This window comes from Amycolatopsis sp. EV170708-02-1, assembly GCF_022479115.1.
Classification (GTDB): Bacteria; Actinomycetota; Actinomycetes; order Mycobacteriales; family Pseudonocardiaceae; genus Amycolatopsis.
In genome coordinates this window covers 8,854,672-8,873,566 of the sequence record NZ_CP092497.1, presented here as the reverse complement: position 1 = coordinate 8,873,566, position 18,895 = coordinate 8,854,672, and the positions used below count along the sequence as shown (strand labels likewise).

The 18,895-nt window shown below is 69.1% G+C and carries 15 protein-coding genes and 2 pseudogenes; 12 read left to right on the top strand and 5 right to left on the bottom strand.

Translation table 11 applies throughout. The annotated features are described in order from the left end of the window. Positions 1-6: 6 nt before the first annotated feature. The 3 genes and pseudogenes from MJQ72_RS40675 (at position 7) to MJQ72_RS40665 (ending at position 3,837) form a co-directional block, all read left to right on the top strand. Complete coding sequence (locus MJQ72_RS40675) at positions 7-1,617, top strand: hypothetical protein (RefSeq protein ID WP_240596186.1); 1,611 nt, start codon at positions 7-9, stop codon at positions 1,615-1,617. Then, positions 1,614-3,049: pseudogene (locus MJQ72_RS40670) on the top strand (hypothetical protein). The gene MJQ72_RS40675 and the pseudogene MJQ72_RS40670 overlap by 4 nt, the downstream one beginning before the upstream one ends. Before the next feature lie 53 nt (positions 3,050-3,102). Beyond that, positions 3,103-3,837: a 1-acyl-sn-glycerol-3-phosphate acyltransferase gene (locus tag MJQ72_RS40665; protein ID WP_240596185.1), complete on the top strand. Its 735-nt coding sequence runs from the start codon at positions 3,103-3,105 to the stop codon at positions 3,835-3,837. 73 nt (positions 3,838-3,910) lie between these two features. Here MJQ72_RS40665 and MJQ72_RS40660 read toward each other — a convergent pair whose 3' ends face one another. Next, on the bottom strand, positions 3,911-4,726 hold the full coding sequence (locus tag MJQ72_RS40660) for an HAD family hydrolase (protein WP_240596184.1): 816 nt from the start codon (positions 4,724-4,726) through the stop codon (positions 3,911-3,913). A 66-nt stretch (positions 4,727-4,792) separates the two neighbouring features. On the opposite strand from MJQ72_RS40660, the pseudogene MJQ72_RS40655 reads away from it, so the two are divergent. Then, positions 4,793-5,685, top strand: a pseudogene (locus MJQ72_RS40655) (LLM class flavin-dependent oxidoreductase). A 234-nt stretch (positions 5,686-5,919) separates the two neighbouring features. Here the strand turns inward: MJQ72_RS40655 and MJQ72_RS40650 are convergent. Continuing rightward, the gene (locus tag MJQ72_RS40650; protein ID WP_240596183.1) at positions 5,920-7,929 is read right to left on the bottom strand and encodes a DUF6541 family protein; all 2,010 of its coding nucleotides are present in this window, start codon (positions 7,927-7,929) and stop codon (positions 5,920-5,922) included. Between the two features lie 81 nt (positions 7,930-8,010). Here MJQ72_RS40650 and glf point away from each other — a divergent pair, with 81 nt between their 5' ends. From glf to MJQ72_RS40625, 5 genes are all read left to right on the top strand, one after another. Next, positions 8,011-9,237 (top strand): UDP-galactopyranose mutase, encoded by a 1,227-nt coding sequence (glf, locus tag MJQ72_RS40645; RefSeq protein ID WP_240596182.1) that lies wholly within the window; start codon positions 8,011-8,013, stop codon positions 9,235-9,237. Further along, positions 9,230-9,745, top strand: coding sequence for a phosphatase PAP2 family protein (locus MJQ72_RS40640; RefSeq protein WP_043848508.1), 516 nt, complete (start codon positions 9,230-9,232; stop codon positions 9,743-9,745). Before glf ends, MJQ72_RS40640 begins: the two co-directional genes overlap by 8 nt. Next, a complete protein-coding gene (locus MJQ72_RS40635; protein ID WP_125686662.1) occupies positions 9,742-10,701 on the top strand; it encodes a decaprenyl-phosphate phosphoribosyltransferase in 960 nt (319 codons plus the stop codon). The genes MJQ72_RS40640 and MJQ72_RS40635 overlap by 4 nt, the downstream gene beginning before the upstream one ends. 98 nt (positions 10,702-10,799) lie before the next feature. Further along, positions 10,800-11,168, top strand: a complete 369-nt coding sequence (locus MJQ72_RS40630; protein WP_240596181.1) for a hypothetical protein — start codon at positions 10,800-10,802, stop codon at positions 11,166-11,168. A 38-nt stretch (positions 11,169-11,206) separates the two neighbouring features. Beyond that, entirely contained in the window at positions 11,207-12,712 is a 1,506-nt protein-coding gene (locus tag MJQ72_RS40625) for a hypothetical protein (RefSeq protein ID WP_240596180.1), read from the top strand. Between the two features lie 91 nt (positions 12,713-12,803). On the opposite strand, the gene MJQ72_RS40620 is transcribed toward MJQ72_RS40625, so the two are convergent. After that, positions 12,804-13,559 carry a decaprenylphospho-beta-D-erythro-pentofuranosid-2-ulose 2-reductase gene (locus MJQ72_RS40620; RefSeq protein WP_240596179.1) on the bottom strand — a complete coding sequence of 252 codons (756 nt, stop codon included), beginning with the start codon at positions 13,557-13,559 and terminating at the stop codon, positions 12,804-12,806. Continuing rightward, the gene (locus MJQ72_RS40615; protein ID WP_315860800.1) at positions 13,556-14,926 is read right to left on the bottom strand and encodes an FAD-binding oxidoreductase; all 1,371 of its coding nucleotides are present in this window, start codon (positions 14,924-14,926) and stop codon (positions 13,556-13,558) included. The genes MJQ72_RS40620 and MJQ72_RS40615 overlap by 4 nt, the downstream gene beginning before the upstream one ends. Positions 14,927-15,027: 101 nt before the next feature. Between MJQ72_RS40615 and MJQ72_RS40610 the strand changes: the two genes are divergently transcribed. From MJQ72_RS40610 to MJQ72_RS40600, 3 genes are all read left to right on the top strand, one after another. Then, positions 15,028-15,510: a GtrA family protein gene (locus tag MJQ72_RS40610; RefSeq protein ID WP_037333430.1), complete on the top strand. Its 483-nt coding sequence runs from the start codon at positions 15,028-15,030 to the stop codon at positions 15,508-15,510. A 6-nt stretch (positions 15,511-15,516) separates the two neighbouring features. Further along, positions 15,517-17,442: a glycosyltransferase gene (locus MJQ72_RS40605; protein ID WP_240596178.1), complete on the top strand. Its 1,926-nt coding sequence runs from the start codon at positions 15,517-15,519 to the stop codon at positions 17,440-17,442. 114 nt (positions 17,443-17,556) lie between these two features. Continuing rightward, entirely contained in the window at positions 17,557-18,570 is a 1,014-nt protein-coding gene (locus MJQ72_RS40600) for an acyl-CoA dehydrogenase family protein (RefSeq protein WP_240596177.1), read from the top strand. Here the strand turns inward: MJQ72_RS40600 and MJQ72_RS40595 are convergent. Then, the gene (locus tag MJQ72_RS40595; protein WP_240596176.1) at positions 18,567-18,809 is read right to left on the bottom strand and encodes a hypothetical protein; all 243 of its coding nucleotides are present in this window, start codon (positions 18,807-18,809) and stop codon (positions 18,567-18,569) included. The genes MJQ72_RS40600 and MJQ72_RS40595 overlap by 4 nt on opposite strands. Positions 18,810-18,895 lie beyond the last annotated feature (86 nt).

The following is an 18,895-nucleotide window of genomic DNA, read 5'->3' as shown; positions in this document are numbered from 1 at the left end:
GATCAGGTGGTGGTCGCGCTTGTCGTCGCCTGGTCCGCGGTCGCGCTCTTCGTGCTGGTGGCCTGGTCCAAGATCGGCGCCGACAAGCGCTGGCGCGCCGCTGCGCTGCTGCTGACCCTCGGTTTCTCACTGGCGCACCAGCTGGTGTTTTCGACCATCGCGGAAGACGCGTACATCACCTTCCGTTACGCGCAGAACATCGCCGACGGCAATGGGCCGGTGTTCAACACCGGTGAGCGGATCGAGGGGTACACGAATTTCCTCTGGATGATCGTGATCGCCTTGCCGAAGGCCGCTTTCGGGGCCGATATCGAGGCCTCCGCGGTCGTGCTCGGCATTCTCGCCACGCTCGGTGCCGTCCTGCTCGCGTACGTGACGGTGAACCGGGTGGTCGCGCGGGCCGTAGGCGAGCCGCGGCCCGCGTACGGGGTGGCCGCGGCGGTGCTCGTCGCCGGAGCCGGGGGCCTCGCCGCGTACGGCGGCTCCGGTACCGAGACGCCCTTGTTCGTGCTGCTCGTGTTCGGCGTCTTCGCCGCGCTCGCGGCCCGGCGCCCGGTGGTGGCGGGCGTGCTCGTGGCCTTCGCGACGATGACGCGCCCGGCGGGGCTCCTGCTCGCGGTGCTGGTGGGCTGCTGGCTGGTCGTCGCGGCGCTGCGCGGCCGGTACACCTGGTGGTCGCCGGTGGGCTGGCTGCTCGGCGGGCTCGTCTTCGCCGCGCCGTGGACGGCCTGGCGCGTGACCTACTACGAGCACGTCCTGCCGACCTCGGTCGTCATCCCCTTCGACCTCGACGTCCAGTCCCCGATCGGCCGCGGCTGGCAGTACCTGTCGGGTTTCTCGGTGGTCCACCAAGGATTCCTGCTGCTCGGCCTGATCTCGGTGGTGGCGCTGTCGCTGCGCCGCACCGGCCGGACCCCGCACGAGGCCGAGGCCAGGTCGCTGACCTGGCTGATGCTCGCCACCGCCGTCGGGCTCACCGGTTTCGTGGTCTTCTTCGGCGGCGACGCCGCGCCGGCCTGGCGATTACTGGCGCCGATCCCGCCGCTGCTGTCGGTGGCGGCGGTGTCCGTCTACGGCGTGCTCGTCGCGTCCGCGAAGCCGAGCCCCCGGCCGCGGCCGCCGATCCAACGGCTGATGCCCGCCGCCGCGGTGACGTTGTCCGGGCTCGCGGTGCTGGTGTCGGTGTTCAGCCCGGACATGCTGGGCCGGGTGCGGGCCTGGCACGACCACGGCGCGCAGATGGAGGAGATCGGCCGCTGGCTCGACGCCTACCTGCCGCCCGGTTCGGTCGTGAGCACGTCGGCGCCCGGCGTGCTGTCGTATCACGCCGGGACGCAGCTGCTCATCGTCGGCGTCCGGGGCCAGACGGAGGAAGTGGGTGAGGCCGTCGTCTCCCGGCGGCATCCGACGATCGCCGTCATCACTGACAGCGGCTATTCGGCGAAGCAATCCTGCGTGATCGACCCGGCGTACGCGGCGAGGTACCGCGTCGCGACCTTCGCGCGTGAAGGAACTTCGTCGTGGATCGCCGTGTTCCTGCGGGCGGACGTCGAGCGGGTGGTCAGGGCGGCCCTCGACCGCTCACCCGATTTCCGCCACGTACCGTGCCCTGCGTGAGTGTCGTTTCCCCCAGCAGACCGGCAGCGCTCGAAGCATCCTCGCGCCTGTTCGGCGTCGGTGTGTTCGCCGCCGCGCTCACCGTGCTCCTGGTCCGCTTCCTGGTGCCGAGGCCGGTCGCGATGGCCGACAACGGTGACGGTTTCCGCGTGCTGTGCGGCGCGGGCATCCCGTGGAAGGGCAAACCGGAGGGCTTCGTCCACCTCGCCTACACCGCCCCGGCGGGCGAATGCGACGCCACCTATCTCCTGACGCAGAGCTGGTTCGCGCGGATCGCGCGGTCGATCGGCGGAGCGCTCGGCCTCGAATCGACGCTCAGCCTGGTGGTTCTCGGCGTGCTGACCAGCGTTCTCGCCGCCGCGGCGGTCGCGTTGATCGTCGTCGGGCTGCCGTACTCGCGCCGTGTCCGCGGCTTCGCGGCCGTGGGGCTGCTGCTCGTCGTCGCGGACTCCGCGTTCTTCGGCTACTTCGCGTCCGTGCTGGGCGAAGGTGCCGCGTTCCTCGGCCTCCTGCTCGCCGTCGGCGGCCTCCTGGTGTCCGCGAGGCCCGGCTGGTGGCGCTACGCGGGCTTGGCCGTGCTGCTGTTCGGCGGCGTGATCGCGGTCAACGCCAAGGTCCAGACGCTGATGATCCTGCCGCTGCTCGCGCTCGCCGCGCTGCTCGTCCGTCCGGCGGGCGTCCACGGCCTGAAGCGCTGGCTTCCCGTGGTGTTCGTCATCGGCGCGCTCGCCGGGGGAACGGCCTACGCGCAGCAGACCGTCGAGCCCGCGAAGCTGCCCGACGGCTCTCTCGCCGCGCGGCCGGGCGACGATTCGCGTGAGATCAACATGTTCAACACGATCTTCTTGACCATTGTGGACGGTCGGCACGACACCGGAGCCGACCTCGAAGCCTTGGGGCTGCCCGCCTCGTTCGGCCAGTACGCGGGCAACGGCTGGTGGCATCCGAAACCCGCGACACTGGACCCCGAGTACCCGAAGTACCGCGAACAGATCAGCAGGCGCAACGTGGTCGAGTACTTCGCGACGCATCCCTTCCGCACCGTCGAGATCCTGGACCGCGCGGCCGGCGATCTGCTCACCGCGCGGCCGCCCTACCTCGGCAGCTTCGACCAGTCGGCCGGCTTCGCCCCGGAGGCGCAGGAATACCGCGTCCCGATCGTTTCGACCGTGACGAAACTGCTGGCCCCGCTGGGTTTCTTCGCGCTGCTGCCGATATGGGCACTGATCGCCTGGCGTGGCTGGAAGACCCGGCGCACCGCGCTGGGGTCGTGCTGGGTTTCCTGTTCGCCGTCGCCGCCGGTCAGTTCGTGCTGGCGGCGCTGGGCGACGGGCTGGAGAACGTCAAACACCAGGTGATCGCGCTGTTCTGCACGCTGCTCGGCGTCGTCCTGGCGGTGGTGACCTTCGCGCGTCAGGAGCGCTCGGAGTGATGTGACCTACGCGACCGTAGGTTGGTTACCCTACGGTAGCGTAACCTGAACGAATGGCTGAGCTCGTTTACCCGCCCGTCATCATGGCGGCGAAGTTGATGTTCCGGGTGCTGGACAACCGCATCCGGGTGGAGGGGACCGAGCACATCCCGTCGTCGGGCGGGGCGGTCATCGCCTGCAACCACGTGAGCTATCTCGACTTCATCTTCTGCGGGCTGGGCGCGCAGCCGGCGAAACGCCTGGTCAGGTTCATGGCGAAGAAGGAGATCTTCAGCAACCGCATCGCCGGGCCGCTCATGCGCGGCATGCACCACATCTCCGTCGATCGCGGCGCCGGTCTCGCGTCGTACCGGGAAGCCGTCGAGCGCCTGAAGGCCGGGGAAGTGGTCGGAGTGTTCCCCGAAGCGACGATCAGCCGTTCGTTCACCGTGAAGGACATCAAGTCCGGCGCCGTCCGGATGGCCGCCGAGGCGGGTGTCCCGGTCGTGCCGATGGCGCTGTGGGGCACGCAGCGGTTGTGGACCAAGGGCCGCCCGAAGGACCTCACCAAACGCCACGTCCCGATCTCGATCCTGGTCGGCGAGCCGATGCATCCGAAGGCCGACGAAGACGCCGAAGTCCTTTCGAAGGACCTTCGCGTGCGGATGTCCGCGCTCGTGGACCGCGTCCAGGCCGACTATCCGGAGAAGCCGGTCTCCGACGACGAGCGCTGGTGGCTGCCCGCGCACCTCGGCGGCACCGCGCCGACGCCGGAAGAGGCCGCGAAGCTCGACCGCGAAGGCCGCTAGCCCCTGGTCCGTGAAGGCCTCCTTGAGGGACCCAGAGTCCCTCAAGGAGGCCTTCACGGACTTGCCGGTCGCCTTAGAACCAGCGCTCCAGCACCTGCGCGACGCCGTCCTCGGAGTTCGGCCCCGTCACCTCGTCGGCGACGTCGAGGACGTAGCGATGCCCGTTGGCCATCGCGACGCCGTGCCCGGCCCAGCCCAGCATCTCGACGTCGTTGGGCATGTCCCCGAACGCGATCACCCGCTCGGCGGGCACGCCCAGGCGCTCGGCGACCTCGGCCAGCCCGGTCGCCTTCGTGATGCCGTGCGCGGCGACCTCGATCAGGCCGGTGTTGGTCGAATAGGTGATGTCGACCGAATCGTCGAGCACCTCTCGCGCCGCCCGCGCCATCTCGTCCGAGCTCATCCCGCGCCTGCTGATCAGCAGTTTGATCGCCGGATGCCCGAGCACCTCGGCCCGCGGCGCCTCCGTGCCCTCGTGGTTGCCCCACGGATTGTGGTAGTCCGGCTCGATCACGAAATTGCGCATCTCCGGGTCGAGCGCCGACTCGCCGACCCGTTCCGCGGCGAACCGGCAGCCGGGCAGGGCGTGATCAAGAGCACTTACGGTGTCGTGCAGCAGCGTCGGTTCCAGCAGGCCGTGGACCGCCACGATCCGGTCCGTCCCGATCTCGTACAGCACCGCGCCGTTCGCGCAGACCGCGTATCCGGTCAGGCCCAGCGGGTTCGCGATCGGGGCGATCCAGCGCGGCGGCCGGCCGCTGGCCAGCACGAACGGGACACCGTCCTCGGCGACGCGCCGGACGGCGTCGATCGTGCGTTCGGACAGGACCTCCAGCGGGCCGAGCAGGGTGCCGTCGACGTCGGATGCGATCAAGAGGGGCTTTTCCACCGGCACATTGTCCCCGAAGATCCGCCCATCGGGCGAAGTGTCGGCGGGCACCGCTACCTTGCCGGTGTGCGCGTAGGCATCGTGATCCTTCCGGAAGATCGTTGGTGGGCGGCCGAGCCGAAATGGCGGGCCGCCGAGGAATACGGCTTCGACCACGCTTGGACGTACGACCACCTCGGCTGGCGGACTCTCGTCGACGGCCCGTGGTTCAGTGCGATGCCAACGTTGACGGCGGCCGCGATGGTGACGTCGCGGATCAGACTCGGGACCTTCGTGGCTTCGCCGGTCGCGCGGCATCCCGTGCCGTTCACCCGCGAGCTGACCACCCTCGACGACATCTCCGACGGCCGCTTCATCCTCGGCGTGGGGCGGGTGTCCCGGACACCCACTACGACGCCGCCGTGCTCGACGGCCCCGAACTGTCGGTCAAGCAGCGCACGGACCGCTTCGCCGAGTTCGTCGAAGCGCTCGACGGGCTCTTGATGACCGACGGCTTCGACTTCGAGGGCGAGTACTACCGGGCCAAGGGCGCGCGGAACCTGCCGGGTTGCGTGCAGCGGCCGCGGCTGCCGTTCCTGGTGGCCGCGAACGGCCCCCGCACGATGACGCTCGCCGCGCGGTTCGGCGCGGGCTGGGCCACCACCGGCGTCAAAGCGGACACCCAGGACGAGTGGTGGAAGGGCGTCGCGGAACTCGTGAAGACCTTCGACGAGCGGCTCGACGTCGTGGGCCGGGACAAGGCGAGCGTGCAGCGGTTCCTGAGCCTCGACTCGGCGCCGGTCTTCTCCCTCGACAGCGTGGGCGCGTTCACCGACGCCGCCGGCCGGGCCGGTGAACTCGGGTTCACCGACATCGTCACGCATTGGCCGCGGTCCGGCGACTACTACGTCGGCCGCGAGTCGACCCTCGAAGCGGTCGTGAGTGACGTACTCCCGGTACTCCAAGGCAGGAGTTCTTAGGCCGATCGGGTGACGTTGGCGAGCCGGGTAAACCGGTTCCGCCCAGTAGTCGTCTGACAGACAAGTACAGCGAGTGGGTGTGGCCGACGACGGCTACCCCTCATGGGTCACCCCGGGGGTGAATGGGGGACGAAGGCTCGCGTGGTCGCGGCAGGGGCAGTCCGCGACCACGCGAGCCTTTTATCTCGTGAGTGGCAAGGACGGTTCTAACCGTCCTTGCCACTCACGAGGCCGTCAGCGCGTCAGCGTGTAGATCGAGGCACCCGCGTTGGAGAAGTCCTTCCGCAGGAAGTCCAGCCCGTCCAGATCCCGCAGCCCCGGCGCAGGCGGTTCGCCGATCTTGATCGGCGTGCTCCCGATCAGCACGTGCTTGATGTTCAGCCGCCGCACCGCGGCCCGGACCTCGGGGTCGGTGTCGTAGTCGCGGAAGTGCAGCGCCAGGTACTTCGCGTCCGGCGGCGGCACGCCCGGGTCGTAGTGCCCGGCGACCGGATGGATGCCGGTGATCGCGTACAGCCAGGCCGTTCCGTCGAAGCGCTCGTTGAGCACCTTCTCGTCCGGTCCGATGTTCATCTTGGTCAGCTCGTCCATCGCGGCCAGCTCGTCGGCGCTGACCGGCGGCGTGACCTCGCCCTCGGGCCCGTTGTAGTACAGGAACGACACCGCGTGCGCGTTCGACTCGGTGTAGAAACCCTTGGTCAGCACAGCCGACGCGGCCACGACGAACACGGCGGTCGCCAGCCCCAGCCGGGCGGGCAGCGCGGGACGGCTCTTGACCCACGACCGTCCGCTCGCCCACTTCGCGAACCAGCGCTGCAGCTCCGCCATCCCGTGCCCGGCGAGCAGACACAGCGGGATCGCGGCGAGCGCCATCAGGCGGTACCGGTCGTTCCACCAGGGCCGCGACAGCGAGATCACCCACGGTTCGGCGCCGAACGAGGCGACCAGCACGAACAGCGCCGAGAAGCCGATCGCCGAAAGGCCCACCCAGCGCATCCGCCCGAGCCGGAACAGGCCCAGCACGCCGATCACCAGCAGCACCGTCAGCCACACCTGCGGGGCGCTCAGCACCTGCCGGAAGGTCACCAGGAGTCCCAGCGACTTCAGCACCGGCAGATCCGAGCCCCACGCGTAATAAGGGTATGAACCCGAGGTGAATTTCAGGGCGCCGAGGATGTGCGGCGCCGCGAGCAGCGCGCTCCCCGCCATCACCGGCACCATCTTGACGACGTCGCCGCCGATGACCCGCCAGCCGGCGCGGCCCTCGGGCACCCCGTCGAGCGGCTTGTGCCGCAGCGCGCGGTACCAGCGCTGCACCACCAGCGGGAACGCGAACAGCAGCGCCCCGAACAGGGCCGACGAATGCGCCGCCAGCAGGCCGACCGCGGTCAGCGCGAGCACGTAGCCGGTGTCGAGGCCGGGCCGCGCGAGGAAGCGGGCCAGCGCGACCACGGCCAGCGGCGTCAGCACGATCCCCAGCGCGAACGGCAGCAGCCCGCTGGACACCGACTCGTACGCACCGGTGGTGGCCGCCGCGGCCACCAGCGCCGTGCAGCCCGCGAACACCGCCCGCCCGCCGAGCTGGCGGATCAGGGCGACCATCGACAGCGCGAAGATCCCGGCGACCGGCATGGTGATGGCGTTCAGCGTGACCGGGATCGTCGTGCCCGAGATCGAGTACACGAGCGAGCCGACCAGGTGATACGCGTTCGGGTAGAACGAGCCGTCCGGGTACCAGTTGATGGTGCCCATGCCGGTCAGCGAGCCGTCGCCGGTCTCGGCGATGTAGCGGATGCCGTTCGCGTGGAACACGGTGTCCCAGCGCTGGAACACCGCCGTCGTGCCGCCGCGCGCCGAGAGCACCACGAGGATCGAGATGCCGACGGCCAGCGCGACGCAGGCCGCGACGGCGTAGTGCGCGCGCGGGTGCCACTTCGTCGGCGGCTCGTCGGCGCCTGGCTTGATCCAGCCGCGTGCCCGGCCCAGCTTGCGGAGGCCGAAGCCGAGCCCGGCGAGGACGGCCGTGACGCCCGCCACGGTCAGGGGGTTGTACGACACGCCCGCGAGTGCCAGCCACGGACCGGCCAGTCCGGTTACCGTGTAGGACAGCAGCGGGGCCAGGCCCGCCAGGGCCCAGCCACGCAGGCCCGCGGCCCGGCCGACGATCCCGCCGGGGACCGCCAGGACGGCCAGGTAGGTGACGGTCGCACCGAAGTACGACCAGAAGGTGTCCGGAGTAGGCACTGCTTCCTAAATGTGTCTGTCGAAGGTGAAAACCGGTGCTCGGTGCAGGGCACGGAGTCGACGTGCGTACCCTCGACGCCCGTGAGCGCGCACACGAACCCCGACAAGATTACTGAAGCCGATTTCACCGGCTACGACCTCATCGTGGTCGGCTCCGGATTCTTCGGGCTGACCGTCGCCGAACGGGCCGCGGCCGAGCTCGGCAAGAAGGTCCTCGTGCTGGAGCGGCGTCACCACATCGGTGGCAACGCCTACTCCGAGGCCGAGCCCGAAACCGGGATCGAGGTGCACCGCTACGGTGCGCACCTGTTCCACACCTCCAACAAGCGTGTGTGGGAGTACGTCAACCGCTTCACCGAGTTCACCGGCTACCAGCACCGGGTCTTCGCCAAGGTCAAGGACCAGGTCTACTCCTTCCCGATGAACCTGGGCCTGATCAACCAGTTCTTCGGCAAGTCGCACACGCCCGACGAGGCCCGCGAGCTGATCGCCAAGCAGGCGTCGGAGTTCGAGACCGCGAACGCGCAGAACCTCGAAGAGAAGGCGATCTCGCTGGTCGGCCGCCCGCTGTACGAGGCGTTCATCCGCGGCTACACGGCCAAGCAGTGGGAGAACGACCCGAAGAACCTCGGCGCCGACATCATCACCCGGCTCCCGGTCCGCTACACCTTCGACAACCGCTACTTCAACGACACCTACGAGGGTCTGCCGGTCAACGGCTACACCGCGTGGCTCGAGAAGATGGCGGAGCACGAGAACATCGAGGTGCGGCTGAACGTCGACTACTTCGACGTCCGCGAGCACATCCCGGCAGGCACCCCGACCGTCTACACCGGGCCGCTGGACCGCTACTTCGGCTACTCCGCGGGCCGCTTCACCTGGCGCACCGTGGACTTCGAATCCGAGGTCGTCGAGACGGGCGACTTCCAGGGCACCTCGGTGGTCAACTACAACGACGAAGAAGTGCCCTACACCCGGATCATCGAGTTCCGGCACTTCCACCCGGAGCGCAAGCACTACCCGAACGACAAGTCGGTCGTCTTCCGTGAGTACTCCCGGTTCGCCGGCGAGGAGGACGAGCCGTACTACCCGATCAACACCCCGGAGAACCGCGAGAAGCTCGAGGCCTACCGCGAGCTGGCGAAGGCCGAGGCCAAGGACAAGAACGTGCTGTTCGGTGGCCGTCTCGGTACCTACAAGTACCTCGACATGCACATGGCCATCGGCTCGGCGCTGACCGCGTTCGACAACAAGATCGCGCCGCACCTGACCGATGGCGCGCCTCTCGACGGGTCCCTCGATGCTTGAGAAGGGCACTCCCACGGGTGAAGTCGCCGTCCTGGCCAAGGCACAGGGCGTCCTGAAGAGCGACGTCACGGTGAAGGCGGCACGGGGTCTTTCGCACTTCGGCGAGCACAGCGCGGGCTGGTTCGCGCTGGGGCTCGTCGGGGCCGCTGTCGACAAGAAGCGCCGCAAGGACTGGCTGGTCGCGGCGGCGGGCGTCGTCGGCGCGCACGCCGCGTCCATCGCGGTGAAACGCGTGGTCAGGCGGCCGCGGCCGGACCACCCGAGCGTCGAGGTCCTGGTCTCCACGCCGAGCAAGCTGAGCTTCCCGTCCTCGCACGCGACCTCCACTACGGCGGCGGCGGTGCTCTACTCCGGATTGACCGGGCGTAACCTGGTCCCGGCCCTGGTACCGCCGATGCTGGCCTCCCGGCTCGTGCTCGGCGTCCACTACCCGACCGACGTTCTGGCCGGAGCGGCCCTTGGGGGCGTAGTCGGCGGCTTGATACGTAGGAAGCTGAAGCGACGATGAGTGAAACGACCGAGAAGGCCGATTCCAAGCCTGACGACGTAGAACCCGTGGCCGAGGCCGCCGAACCGAAGAAGGTCGCCGGCGGTCTCGTCGGCGGCATCATCAAGACGGCACGCCCGCGCCAGTGGGTGAAGAACGTGCTGGTGTTCGCCGCACCGTTCTTCGCCTTTTCGAAGTCGACGGACCGGACCGGCCTGCTGATCGCCGCGCTGATCGCCTTCGCGGCGTTCTCGCTGGTGGCCTCCTCGGTCTATCTCATCAACGACGCGATCGACGTCGAGGCCGACCGGGCGCATCCGACCAAGCGGAACCGGCCGATCGCGGCCGGGATCGTGCCGGTGCCGGTGGCGTTCGTCGCGGCGGGCGTGTTCTTCGCCGCCGGCCTCGGCATCTCGTTCTTCGCCAGCTGGCAGCTCGCGGTCGTGCTGGCGGTCTACGAGGCCGTCCAGCTCGGCTACTGCTTCGGGCTCAAGCACCAGCCGGTGGTCGATCTGGCCATCGTCGGCTCGGGCTTCCTGATGCGGTCGATCGCCGGTGGTGTGGCCGCGGGTATCGCGCTTTCGCAGTGGTTCCTGCTGGTCACCGCGTTCGGCTCGCTGTTCATGGTGGCGGGCAAGCGCTACGCCGAGATCATGCTCTTCGAGCGCACCGGGGCGAAGATCCGGTCTTCGCTCAAGAAGTACTCGGCGAGCTACCTGCGGTTCGTCTGGGCGACGTCCGCGGCGATCCTGATCATGTCGTACTGCCTGTGGGCGTTCGAGATCCGCCAGGTCGAGCACGACTCGGTCTGGGCGGTCGTCTCGATGGTCCCGTTCGTGGTGGCCGTCCTGCGCTACGCCGTCGACGTCGACGGCGGCAACGCGGGCGAGCCGGAGGAGATCGCGCTCAAGGACCGCGTGCTCCAGGTGCTCGGCGCGAGCTGGGTGATCACGCTGTTCCTGTCGTTCTATCTCTGATTCGACAGCTCACGCACAGCGCATCCATAGGAAGCGCACGCATCCTCGGTGATGGGGGCGGGCACACAGCCCGCCCCCATCAGCCTGAGGAGCGAAAGATGAGTGACCAGCAGCGGCCGTCCGAAGACGAGGACAAGACGGTCGAGCAGCCAGCCGACGGGAAACCCGCCGAGACCCCGGCCGCCGCTCCGGCGGGTCCGCCGCCGGGCTGGGTTCCGGCGCAGCAGGCTCCGCCCGCGAAGGGCGGTTTCCGCCGCTTCGCCGGCCATCGAGCGACGCAGCTGGTCGCGGTCGGCGTCCTCGGCTTCGTCCTCGGCGGCGGGATCATCGGCACCGCCGTCGGCCTGGCCTCCCGCGACGGCGACCGGCCCGGTTTCTCCCGTGAACACCGTGGTCCGGGCGGCCATGGCATGGATCGCGACTTCCGTGAAGGCCCCGGCTGGCGTGACCAGCGCCACGGCGGGTAGATAACGGAATCATCACGCCGCCGTGTACGGTGTTCGTGATGCGAAGCGCCTCCGCTGATCTGCCCCAGGCTTCCGGTGCGCTGCCGGGAGCCGCCGTCCTTACCCGTCCCTGGGTGCTCCCGGCCGGGGCGGCGGTGGCGTCGGCCCTGGTGTTCGTGCTGGTCAGCGGGCATTTGATCGACGACACGTACATCACGCTCTCGTACGCGAAGAACCTCGCCTTCCACGGCCATTGGGGCCTGATCGAAGAAGGCACCGCCAACACCGCGACGTCGCCGCTGAACGTCCTCGTGCTGGCGCTCGTCACCTTCATCGTGCGAGACGCCGTCTTCGCCGCCGGGATCGTCTTCGTCGCGAGCCAGGTGGCGCTCATCCTCGGTCTCCGCCGGATCGGCGCCGCGACCGGTCTCCCGGGCTGGTTCGCCCCGCTGGCGCTGGGCCTGCTGCTGGTGAACCCGCTGCTGCTGTCGTCGGTCGGCCTCGAAGTCGCCCTCGGCGCGACGGCCGTCGTCTGGTCGATGGTGTTCCTGCACGAACGGCGGCCCGCCGCCGCGGGCGCGGTGATCGGCCTGATCGCGCTGATCCGGATCGATCTGCTGCTGATCGCGTTCGTCCTGTTCCTCGGCCGCCGCGAATTCTGGGCGGGCATCTGGCGGATGACGTTCGCCGCGCTCGCGGTGATGCTGCCGTGGTTCGTGTTCAGCTGGCTGGTGCTGGGGTCGGCGGTGCCGGACACCCTGGTCATCAAGATCATGCAGCGGTCGTGGGGGCCGTTCAGTTTCACCAACGGCCCGCTGCTGTACTGGCGCAACTTCCCGGTGGCGGCGACACTTTCCTTCCTGCCGCTCGTGATCGGCGCGCTCGCCGGTCTACTGTGGACAGTCCACTTCCGGCGCGGCTCGGAGCGGGCGAAGCGGCTGCTGCCGTTCGCGACCCTCGCCATCGCCGGCGCGGCGCATTATCTGGCCTACTGCTGGCTGAACGTTCCGCCGTACCACTGGTACTACGCGCCCAGCATCATCGGCGCGACGGTCTTCCTCGCCGCTGCGGCCAGCGCGGTGCCCGGCCGGGCCCGGCTCGGAACGGGGATCCTCGCGGGTGCCTTTCTGCTGACGGGCGCCGTCGCCTACGCGGCTCCCGAACTGCCGCGCCGGTTCGCGCCCATCACCAGCAACCACGCCGCGTCGGACGAATACCGCGCGATCGGCTCACAGCTGGGCGAATTGACGAAGGGACGCAAGGTGGAGAGCGCGGGCGAGGTCGGCGCGCTCGCCTACTCCTGCGAGTGCGACATCGTCGACCAGTTCTCCGACCGCGGCTCCGTCGATCCGGCGATCATCGAGACGAAGAACCGCAGCAGTGATCTGGGGAAGGCGCTGCTGGCGGCGAACTTCCGGTTCTTCGACCACAGCGTCCCGCCCGCGACCCCGGATCTGGTGCTGGCCACCACCAGCAAGGCCCCGCCCGCGAACGCGCTGGCGTCCTGGACGATCCACTCGCCGTGGATGGGCACGCAGAGCCTGTACCTGCTCCCGGCCCGCTGACGGGCTGAAGGGGACTTTCCCCTCGTCTCACGCGGCGAAGGGCGCTTTCACCGCGTCGCATGCGGTGAAAGCGCCCTTCAGCGCTGTGAGGCTAGATCGGCAGCTTCCGGAAGATCGGCCGGGGGATATGCCGCAGGGCCGACATGACCAGCCGGAACGGCGCGGGCGACCACACCAGTTCTTTGCCGGCGCGCGAGGCGGCGACCGCGGTCTCGGCGACCTGCTCGACGTCCACCGTCAGCGGGGCGTCCTTCATGCCTTCGGTCATCTTGGTCCGGACCTGGCCGGAGCGGACGACGGTGATCTGCACGCCGAACTCCGCCAGTGCCTCGCCGAGGCCCAGGTAGAAGCCGTCGAAGCCGGCCTTGGAGGAGCCGTAGACGAAGTTCGACCGGCGGACCCGCTCACCGGCGACCGAGGACAGCGCGATGACCTTGCCGTGCCCCTGCGTCTTGAGCTTGTTCGAGAGCGCGACCCCGACGGACACCGCGGCCGTGTAGTTCACGGTCGCCGCCTCGACGGCCTTCGCGTGGTCCTGCCACAGCTCTTCCTGGTCGCCGAGCAGGCCGAACGCCACGACGGTGACGTCGATGTCGCCACCTTCGAAGGCCTTGTCCAGCACGGCGGGGTGGGTGTCGAGGGCCTTGGCGTCGAAGTCGACCGTCGACACTTCGGCGCCCTTGTCCTTCAGGCGCTGAGCGGCCGCGTCGAGCCGCGGCGACTGGCGCCCGGCCAGCACGACCCGGAGGGGCCGCTCGGACAGGTACTTCTCCGCGATCGCGAGCGCGATGTCGGAGGTGCCGCCGAGCAGCAGCAGGGACTGGGGGTTGCCCACAGCGTCGATCACAGTTCCAACCTTCGGGACATGTCAGAGGCGAAAACGCCTTCGGGGTCAACGGAAGCGCGGACCTTGCGCCATTCCTCGAGCCGCGGGTACATCTTCGCGAAGTTCTCCGCGGAGGTGCGCGAGTCCTTCGCCGTGTACAGACGGCCGCCGAGCGCGAGCACGTCTTCGTCGAGTTCCTGGCAGAACCGGCTCAGCCCGTCCTTGATCGGGAAGTCGAGGCAGACCATCCAGCCGGGGTGCGGGAACGACAGCGGTGCCGGGTTGCCCTCGCCCATCTGCTTGAACACGTTGAGGAACGACACGTGCCCGGAGTCCGCGACCTTCTGGATGATCCGGCGCAGCGGCTCGTGCGCGTTCAGCGGCGTGCTGAACTGGTACTGCAGGAAACCCTTGGAGCCGTACGCCCGGTTCCACTCGCCGAAGAGGTCCAGCGGGTGATAGAAGGCGGTCAGGCTCTGGATCTGGTCGCGCGCGTTCTTCGCGGTCTTGCGGTAGTACAGCTCGCCGATCGCGGAGAACGACAGCTTGTTCGCCAGCCCGTTCGGGAACACGTCCGGCAGGGTCGCCAGGGTGCCCGGGTTGAACTTGAGCGGGTCGGCCCGCAGCTTGGGCGGCAGTTCGTCCAGCTTCGCGAGCGAGCCGCGCTGGAAGGCCGCGCGGCCGAGCTTCGCGCCACGGGAGATCGAGTCGAACCAGCCGGAGGAGTACGTGTAGTTGTCCTCGGAGCCGTCGGTGACCAGCGCCAGCGTCTCGTCGAGGTTCGCGGTGCGCTGGATGTCGGCCTTGAAGTAGGCCGTCTCCGTCTTGGTCATCCGGATCTTGGCGCGGACGACGATGCCCGTCAGGCCGATGCCGGCCACGGTCGCCCAGAACAGCTCCGCGTCGGGGCCGTCCGGCGTGATCGTGCGCACCTGCCCGTCGGCGGTGACCAGGTCCATCGACACCACGTGGTTGCCGAAGCTGCCCGCCGAGTGGTGGTTCTTGCCGTGGATGTCGTTGGCGATCGCGCCGCCGATGGTCACCTGGCGTGTACCCGGCAGCACCGGGACCCACAGGCCGTACGGCAGGCCCTCGCGCATCAGCTTGTCGAGGCTGACCCCGGCGTCGAGGTCGACGATGCCGGAATCCGGGTCGATCGAGTGGATGCGGTCCAGCGCGGTCATGTCCACGACCAGCCCGCCCGCGTTCTGCGCCGGGTCGCCGTACGAGCGGCCGAGACCACGCGCGATGACCCCGCGTTCCCCGGCCTGCGTCACCGCCTTGGCGATGGCTTCCACGTCGGGGGTGCTCAGGACGTCCGCGATGGTCGGCGACGTCCTTGCCCAGCCCATGAGCGACTGACGCTGTGTCTTGGGTGCTTGGGTCACGCCGACCAGGGTAACCACGCCGAACACTGCCCGGAACGTGACCCTGAAGTGCTCGCTTCTACACTTTGCGCATCAGCCCCAGCAGTTTATGAGGTAGAGCAGTGGTGGCGACCGACCCGAAAGCCGGCGTGACGGCAGCAGCGCCGTCCTCCCCTGGGCTGCTCGGGCAGCTCATCCGCTTCGGCCTCATCGGCGGCTTCTGCGCCCTGGTCGATTTCGGCGTCTACCAGGGGCTTCGTGCCCTCGGAATGGACGCGACGCCGTGGGTGGACATCGCTCGCGCGCTCAGCTTCATCGTGGGCACCACGACCGCCTTCTTCCTGAACCGCAAGTTCACCTTCGCCGGTGGACGTCAGGAGGGCGCGCGTCAGATCGGTAGCTTCGTGCTCTTGTACGCCGTCACGTTCCTCGTGGCCGTCGGCGTCAACCGCACGATGCTGCACGTCCTGCCGGAGTCGGCCTGGAAGGCCACCTTCGGCTGGGTCGTCTCGCAGGCAACCGCGACCGTGATCAACTTCGTCATGCTCAAGTGGGTCGTCTTCCGTGAGCCCCGCGCCACCGCCACCAGCACAGAGGAGAACTGAGGATTCATGCCCGGTAAAGCCGCCGTCACCGGAGAGGCCCCGAGCGCCATGGTGAGCACTGTCGACGACACCCGCTTCGCGGAACGCACCCCGCAGGGCCGTCTCACCGCGCAGCGCGGGCTCTACGCCGGCCCGGCCCCCATCGTCAGCAAGGACCTCTACGCCGAACTCGAATGGGGTACCGCCGTGCGCGAGCGCGGGGGCATCTCCATCGAGCCCGCGTCGAAGGTGTCCGGCAACACGTACTTCGGCCGGTTCCCCGCCAGCTACTGGCAGCGCTGGACCGACGTGACCGAGGTCCAGGTCGAGGCCGTCGTCACCGGTGACGGCCAGCTGTCCGTCGGCGCCTCCGACATCGAGGGCGACTCGCGTGTCGTCGCCGCCGAGATCGTCGCGGGCGCGAAGCAGCAGAAGGTGACGCTCACCGCGAAGCTCGACAAGTTCTACGACGGCGGCGCGCTCTGGCTCGACATCGAGACCGAGGGCGGCCAGTCGCTGCGTGTCGAGAAGGTCCGCTGGACGGTCGAAGCGCCGGAGAAGATCCGCCCGACCGCGGTGACCATCTGCACGATGAACCGCGCCGACGACTGCCTGTCGAACCTGCAGGCGCTCGCCGCCGACGTCTCCTCGCTGGAGACGCTCGACGCGATCTACGTCGCCGACCAGGGCACCGACCTCGTCGAGTCGCGTGACGGCTTCGAGCAGGTCGCCAAGGACCTCGGCGACAAGCTGCACTACATCAAGCAGCCGAACCTCGGCGGTGCCGGCGGGTTCACCCGCGGCCTCTACGAGGTCGCCGGGCACACCGAGACCGAGCACGCGAACGTCCTGTTCATGGACGACGACGTGCTGCTGGAGCCGGATCTGGTGATCCGGATGACCGCGTTCTCCAACCGCACGGTCAACCCGGTCATCGTCGGCGGGCAGATGCTGAACCTGCTGCACCCGAACCAGCTGCACGTCGGCGCCGAATACGCCCGGCTGAACACGCTGGAGCCCGGCCAGCCGGTGCAGCACTCGCTCTCGACCGCCGACCTGCTCGGCGTCGACGAGGAGACCCTCAAGCCGAACCGCCAGGAGCGCCGCCTCGACGCCGGGTACAACGGCTGGTGGTCTTGCCTGATCCCGTACGAGGTCGTCAAGGCCACGGGTTACCCGCTGCCGTTCTTCTTCCAGTGGGACGACGCGGAGTACAGCTACCGCGCCCGCGCGCACGGCTTCCCCACGGTCACCCTTCCGGGCGCCGGCGTCTGGCACGCCGACTTCCACTGGAAGGACTGGGACGAGTGGCACCGCTACTTCAACCTGCGGAACTCGATCATCACCGCCGCGCTGCACTCGCCGTTCAACCTGAACCTGCTCTCGCGTGTGCTCATCGCGCAGCTGGTCCGGTACCTGCTCGGCATGCAGTACGGCCTGTCCGCCACGCTGATCAAGGCCGTCGAGGACTTCCTCGAGGGGCCGGAGGTCCTGCGTGACGGCGGCGTCGCCGCGATGAAGGAGATCCGCCGGATCCGCGACGAGTACCCCGAGACCAAGCGGCACAAGGCCACCGACGTCCCGGGTATCGCGTCGAACGACATCGGCATCATCAACAGCGCGCCGCGGCCCAGCATGCAGCGCCTGGTGCTGATCAAGCGGATCCTCGACCGGGTGCTCGGCCGCAGCCGCCACTCGCTCGGCGCGATCCCGATCGACGAGGCCCACTGGTGGCACGTCGCGACCTTCGACACCGCCGTCGTCACCGACGCTTCGCAGGAGGGCGTGCGGGTCCGCTCGTACGACCGCGCGAAGATGTTCGACCTGGCGCGCCGGGGCGCGAAGGTGATCCAGCGGCTCCGTAAGGAAGGCGCGGCGGTGCAGGAGCAGTACAAGCGCGCCATGCCCGAGCTGACCTCGCGGGACAACTGGAAGCGGCTTTACGAGCTGTAAGCACTGGCGTGGGCTGAAAGGGCCCTTCACCGCATAAGACGCGGTGAAGGGCCCTTTCGCCGCATTAGACGCGGTGAAAGCGTCCTTCAGCAAAGTTAGGGTAGCCTTACTTGCATGACGGATCTGGTCACCCGAGCCAAAGCCCTCGCCGACGATCTCCTCTTCCCCGCGGCCGCGGATGTCGACCTCAAGGGCGAAGTCCCCTCAAGCCACTTCGACGCTCTCGCCGCCGAAGGGTTCTACGGCCTCGCGGCGCCCAAGGAAGCCGGTGGCCCGGGCGCCGACCTCCCGACGATCGTCCAGGTCCTGGAGACGCTCGCGGGCGGCTGCCTGAGCACGATGTTCACCTGGATCCAGCACCACGGCCTGGTCGCGGCACTCACGACGGCCGACAACGCCGAACTGCGTGACCGCTACCTCCCGCGGCTGGTCAGCGGGGAACTCAAGGCCGGTGCCGCGTTCGCCGCGGTGATCCCGACCCCGCCCAGGCTGCGCGCGGAACGCGTCGAGGGCGGCTACCTGCTCGACGGCGAGGCCCCGTTCGTCAGCGGCTGGGGCGTCATCGATCTGCTCCAGCTCTGCGCCCGCGACGGCGACACCGTCGTCAGCGCGATCATCGACCCGGTGGCGGGGGAGCGGCTGGAGGTCCGGCCGCTCGACCTCGTCGCGGCGCAGGGCACGGCCACCGTGCACCTCGGCTTCACCCGCTACTTCCTGCCCGACGAGCGCGTCTACGGGAAGATCCCGCACGCGGACTTCGTCGCCGGCAACACCTTCGCCTCCCGGCTCAACGGCTGCGCGCCCCTCGGCCTCGCCGCCCGCGCCGCGCGGCTCATCGAGGAGCTCGGGAAGGACGGCGTCGCCGCCGGGATCCGGGCCGAGATCGACGCCGTCCGCGGCAGGCTCGACGCGGCGCTCGCCGATCCGCCGTCGCTGCCCGCGGCCAGGGCGGCGGGCGCGGAGCTCGCCTTCCGGGCCGCGGGCGCGCTGGTCGCGGCCAACGGCAGCACGTCGGTACTCGCCGGACGACACCCCCAGCGGCTCGTCCGGGAAGCCACCTTCCTGCTGGTCGCCGCCAGCCGCCCGGAGATCAAGACGGGGCTGCTGGAGCTCTTTTCCCGGGACTAGTGGAGGCCGAACACCCGCGTCTTGCGGTTCAGGTCGTCGATGTAGGCGGCGGCGACGTGGGAGAAGTTGATCGCCACCTCGGAGTCGTCCCTCGTCTGGATCGTCTGCACCGAACCGGTGCGGACGAAATGCGAGAGATCCTTGGTCAGCCGTTCGGTTTCTTCCGCCGTGAGCGCGAAGAGCAGCGGCTCCCCGCCGGTGGCGAGATGGAGGACGAGCGCGGGTTTCTGGTCTGCCATGGATCCATGGCACCAGCCTTGATCACGGCCGGGCAAGCGGGTTCGCTGCGGGCGTATCGGGCGCGTGGACTACGTTCATCCCGACG

Coding starts and splice junctions, on each gene's coding strand:
- MJQ72_RS40665 (WP_240596185.1), top strand. CDS start 3,103: ATGGCTGAGCTCGTTTACCCGCCCGTCATCATGGCGGCGAAGTTGATG.
- MJQ72_RS40640 (WP_043848508.1), top strand. CDS start 9,230: ATGCTTGAGAAGGGCACTCCCACGGGTGAAGTCGCCGTCCTGGCCAAG.
- MJQ72_RS40635 (WP_125686662.1), top strand. CDS start 9,742: ATGAGTGAAACGACCGAGAAGGCCGATTCCAAGCCTGACGACGTAGAA.
- MJQ72_RS40630 (WP_240596181.1), top strand. CDS start 10,800: ATGAGTGACCAGCAGCGGCCGTCCGAAGACGAGGACAAGACGGTCGAG.
- MJQ72_RS40625 (WP_240596180.1), top strand. CDS start 11,207: ATGCGAAGCGCCTCCGCTGATCTGCCCCAGGCTTCCGGTGCGCTGCCG.
- MJQ72_RS40605 (WP_240596178.1), top strand. CDS start 15,517: ATGCCCGGTAAAGCCGCCGTCACCGGAGAGGCCCCGAGCGCCATGGTG.
- MJQ72_RS40600 (WP_240596177.1), top strand. CDS start 17,557: ATGACGGATCTGGTCACCCGAGCCAAAGCCCTCGCCGACGATCTCCTC.
- MJQ72_RS40595 (WP_240596176.1), bottom strand. CDS start 18,809: ATGGCAGACCAGAAACCCGCGCTCGTCCTCCATCTCGCCACCGGCGGG.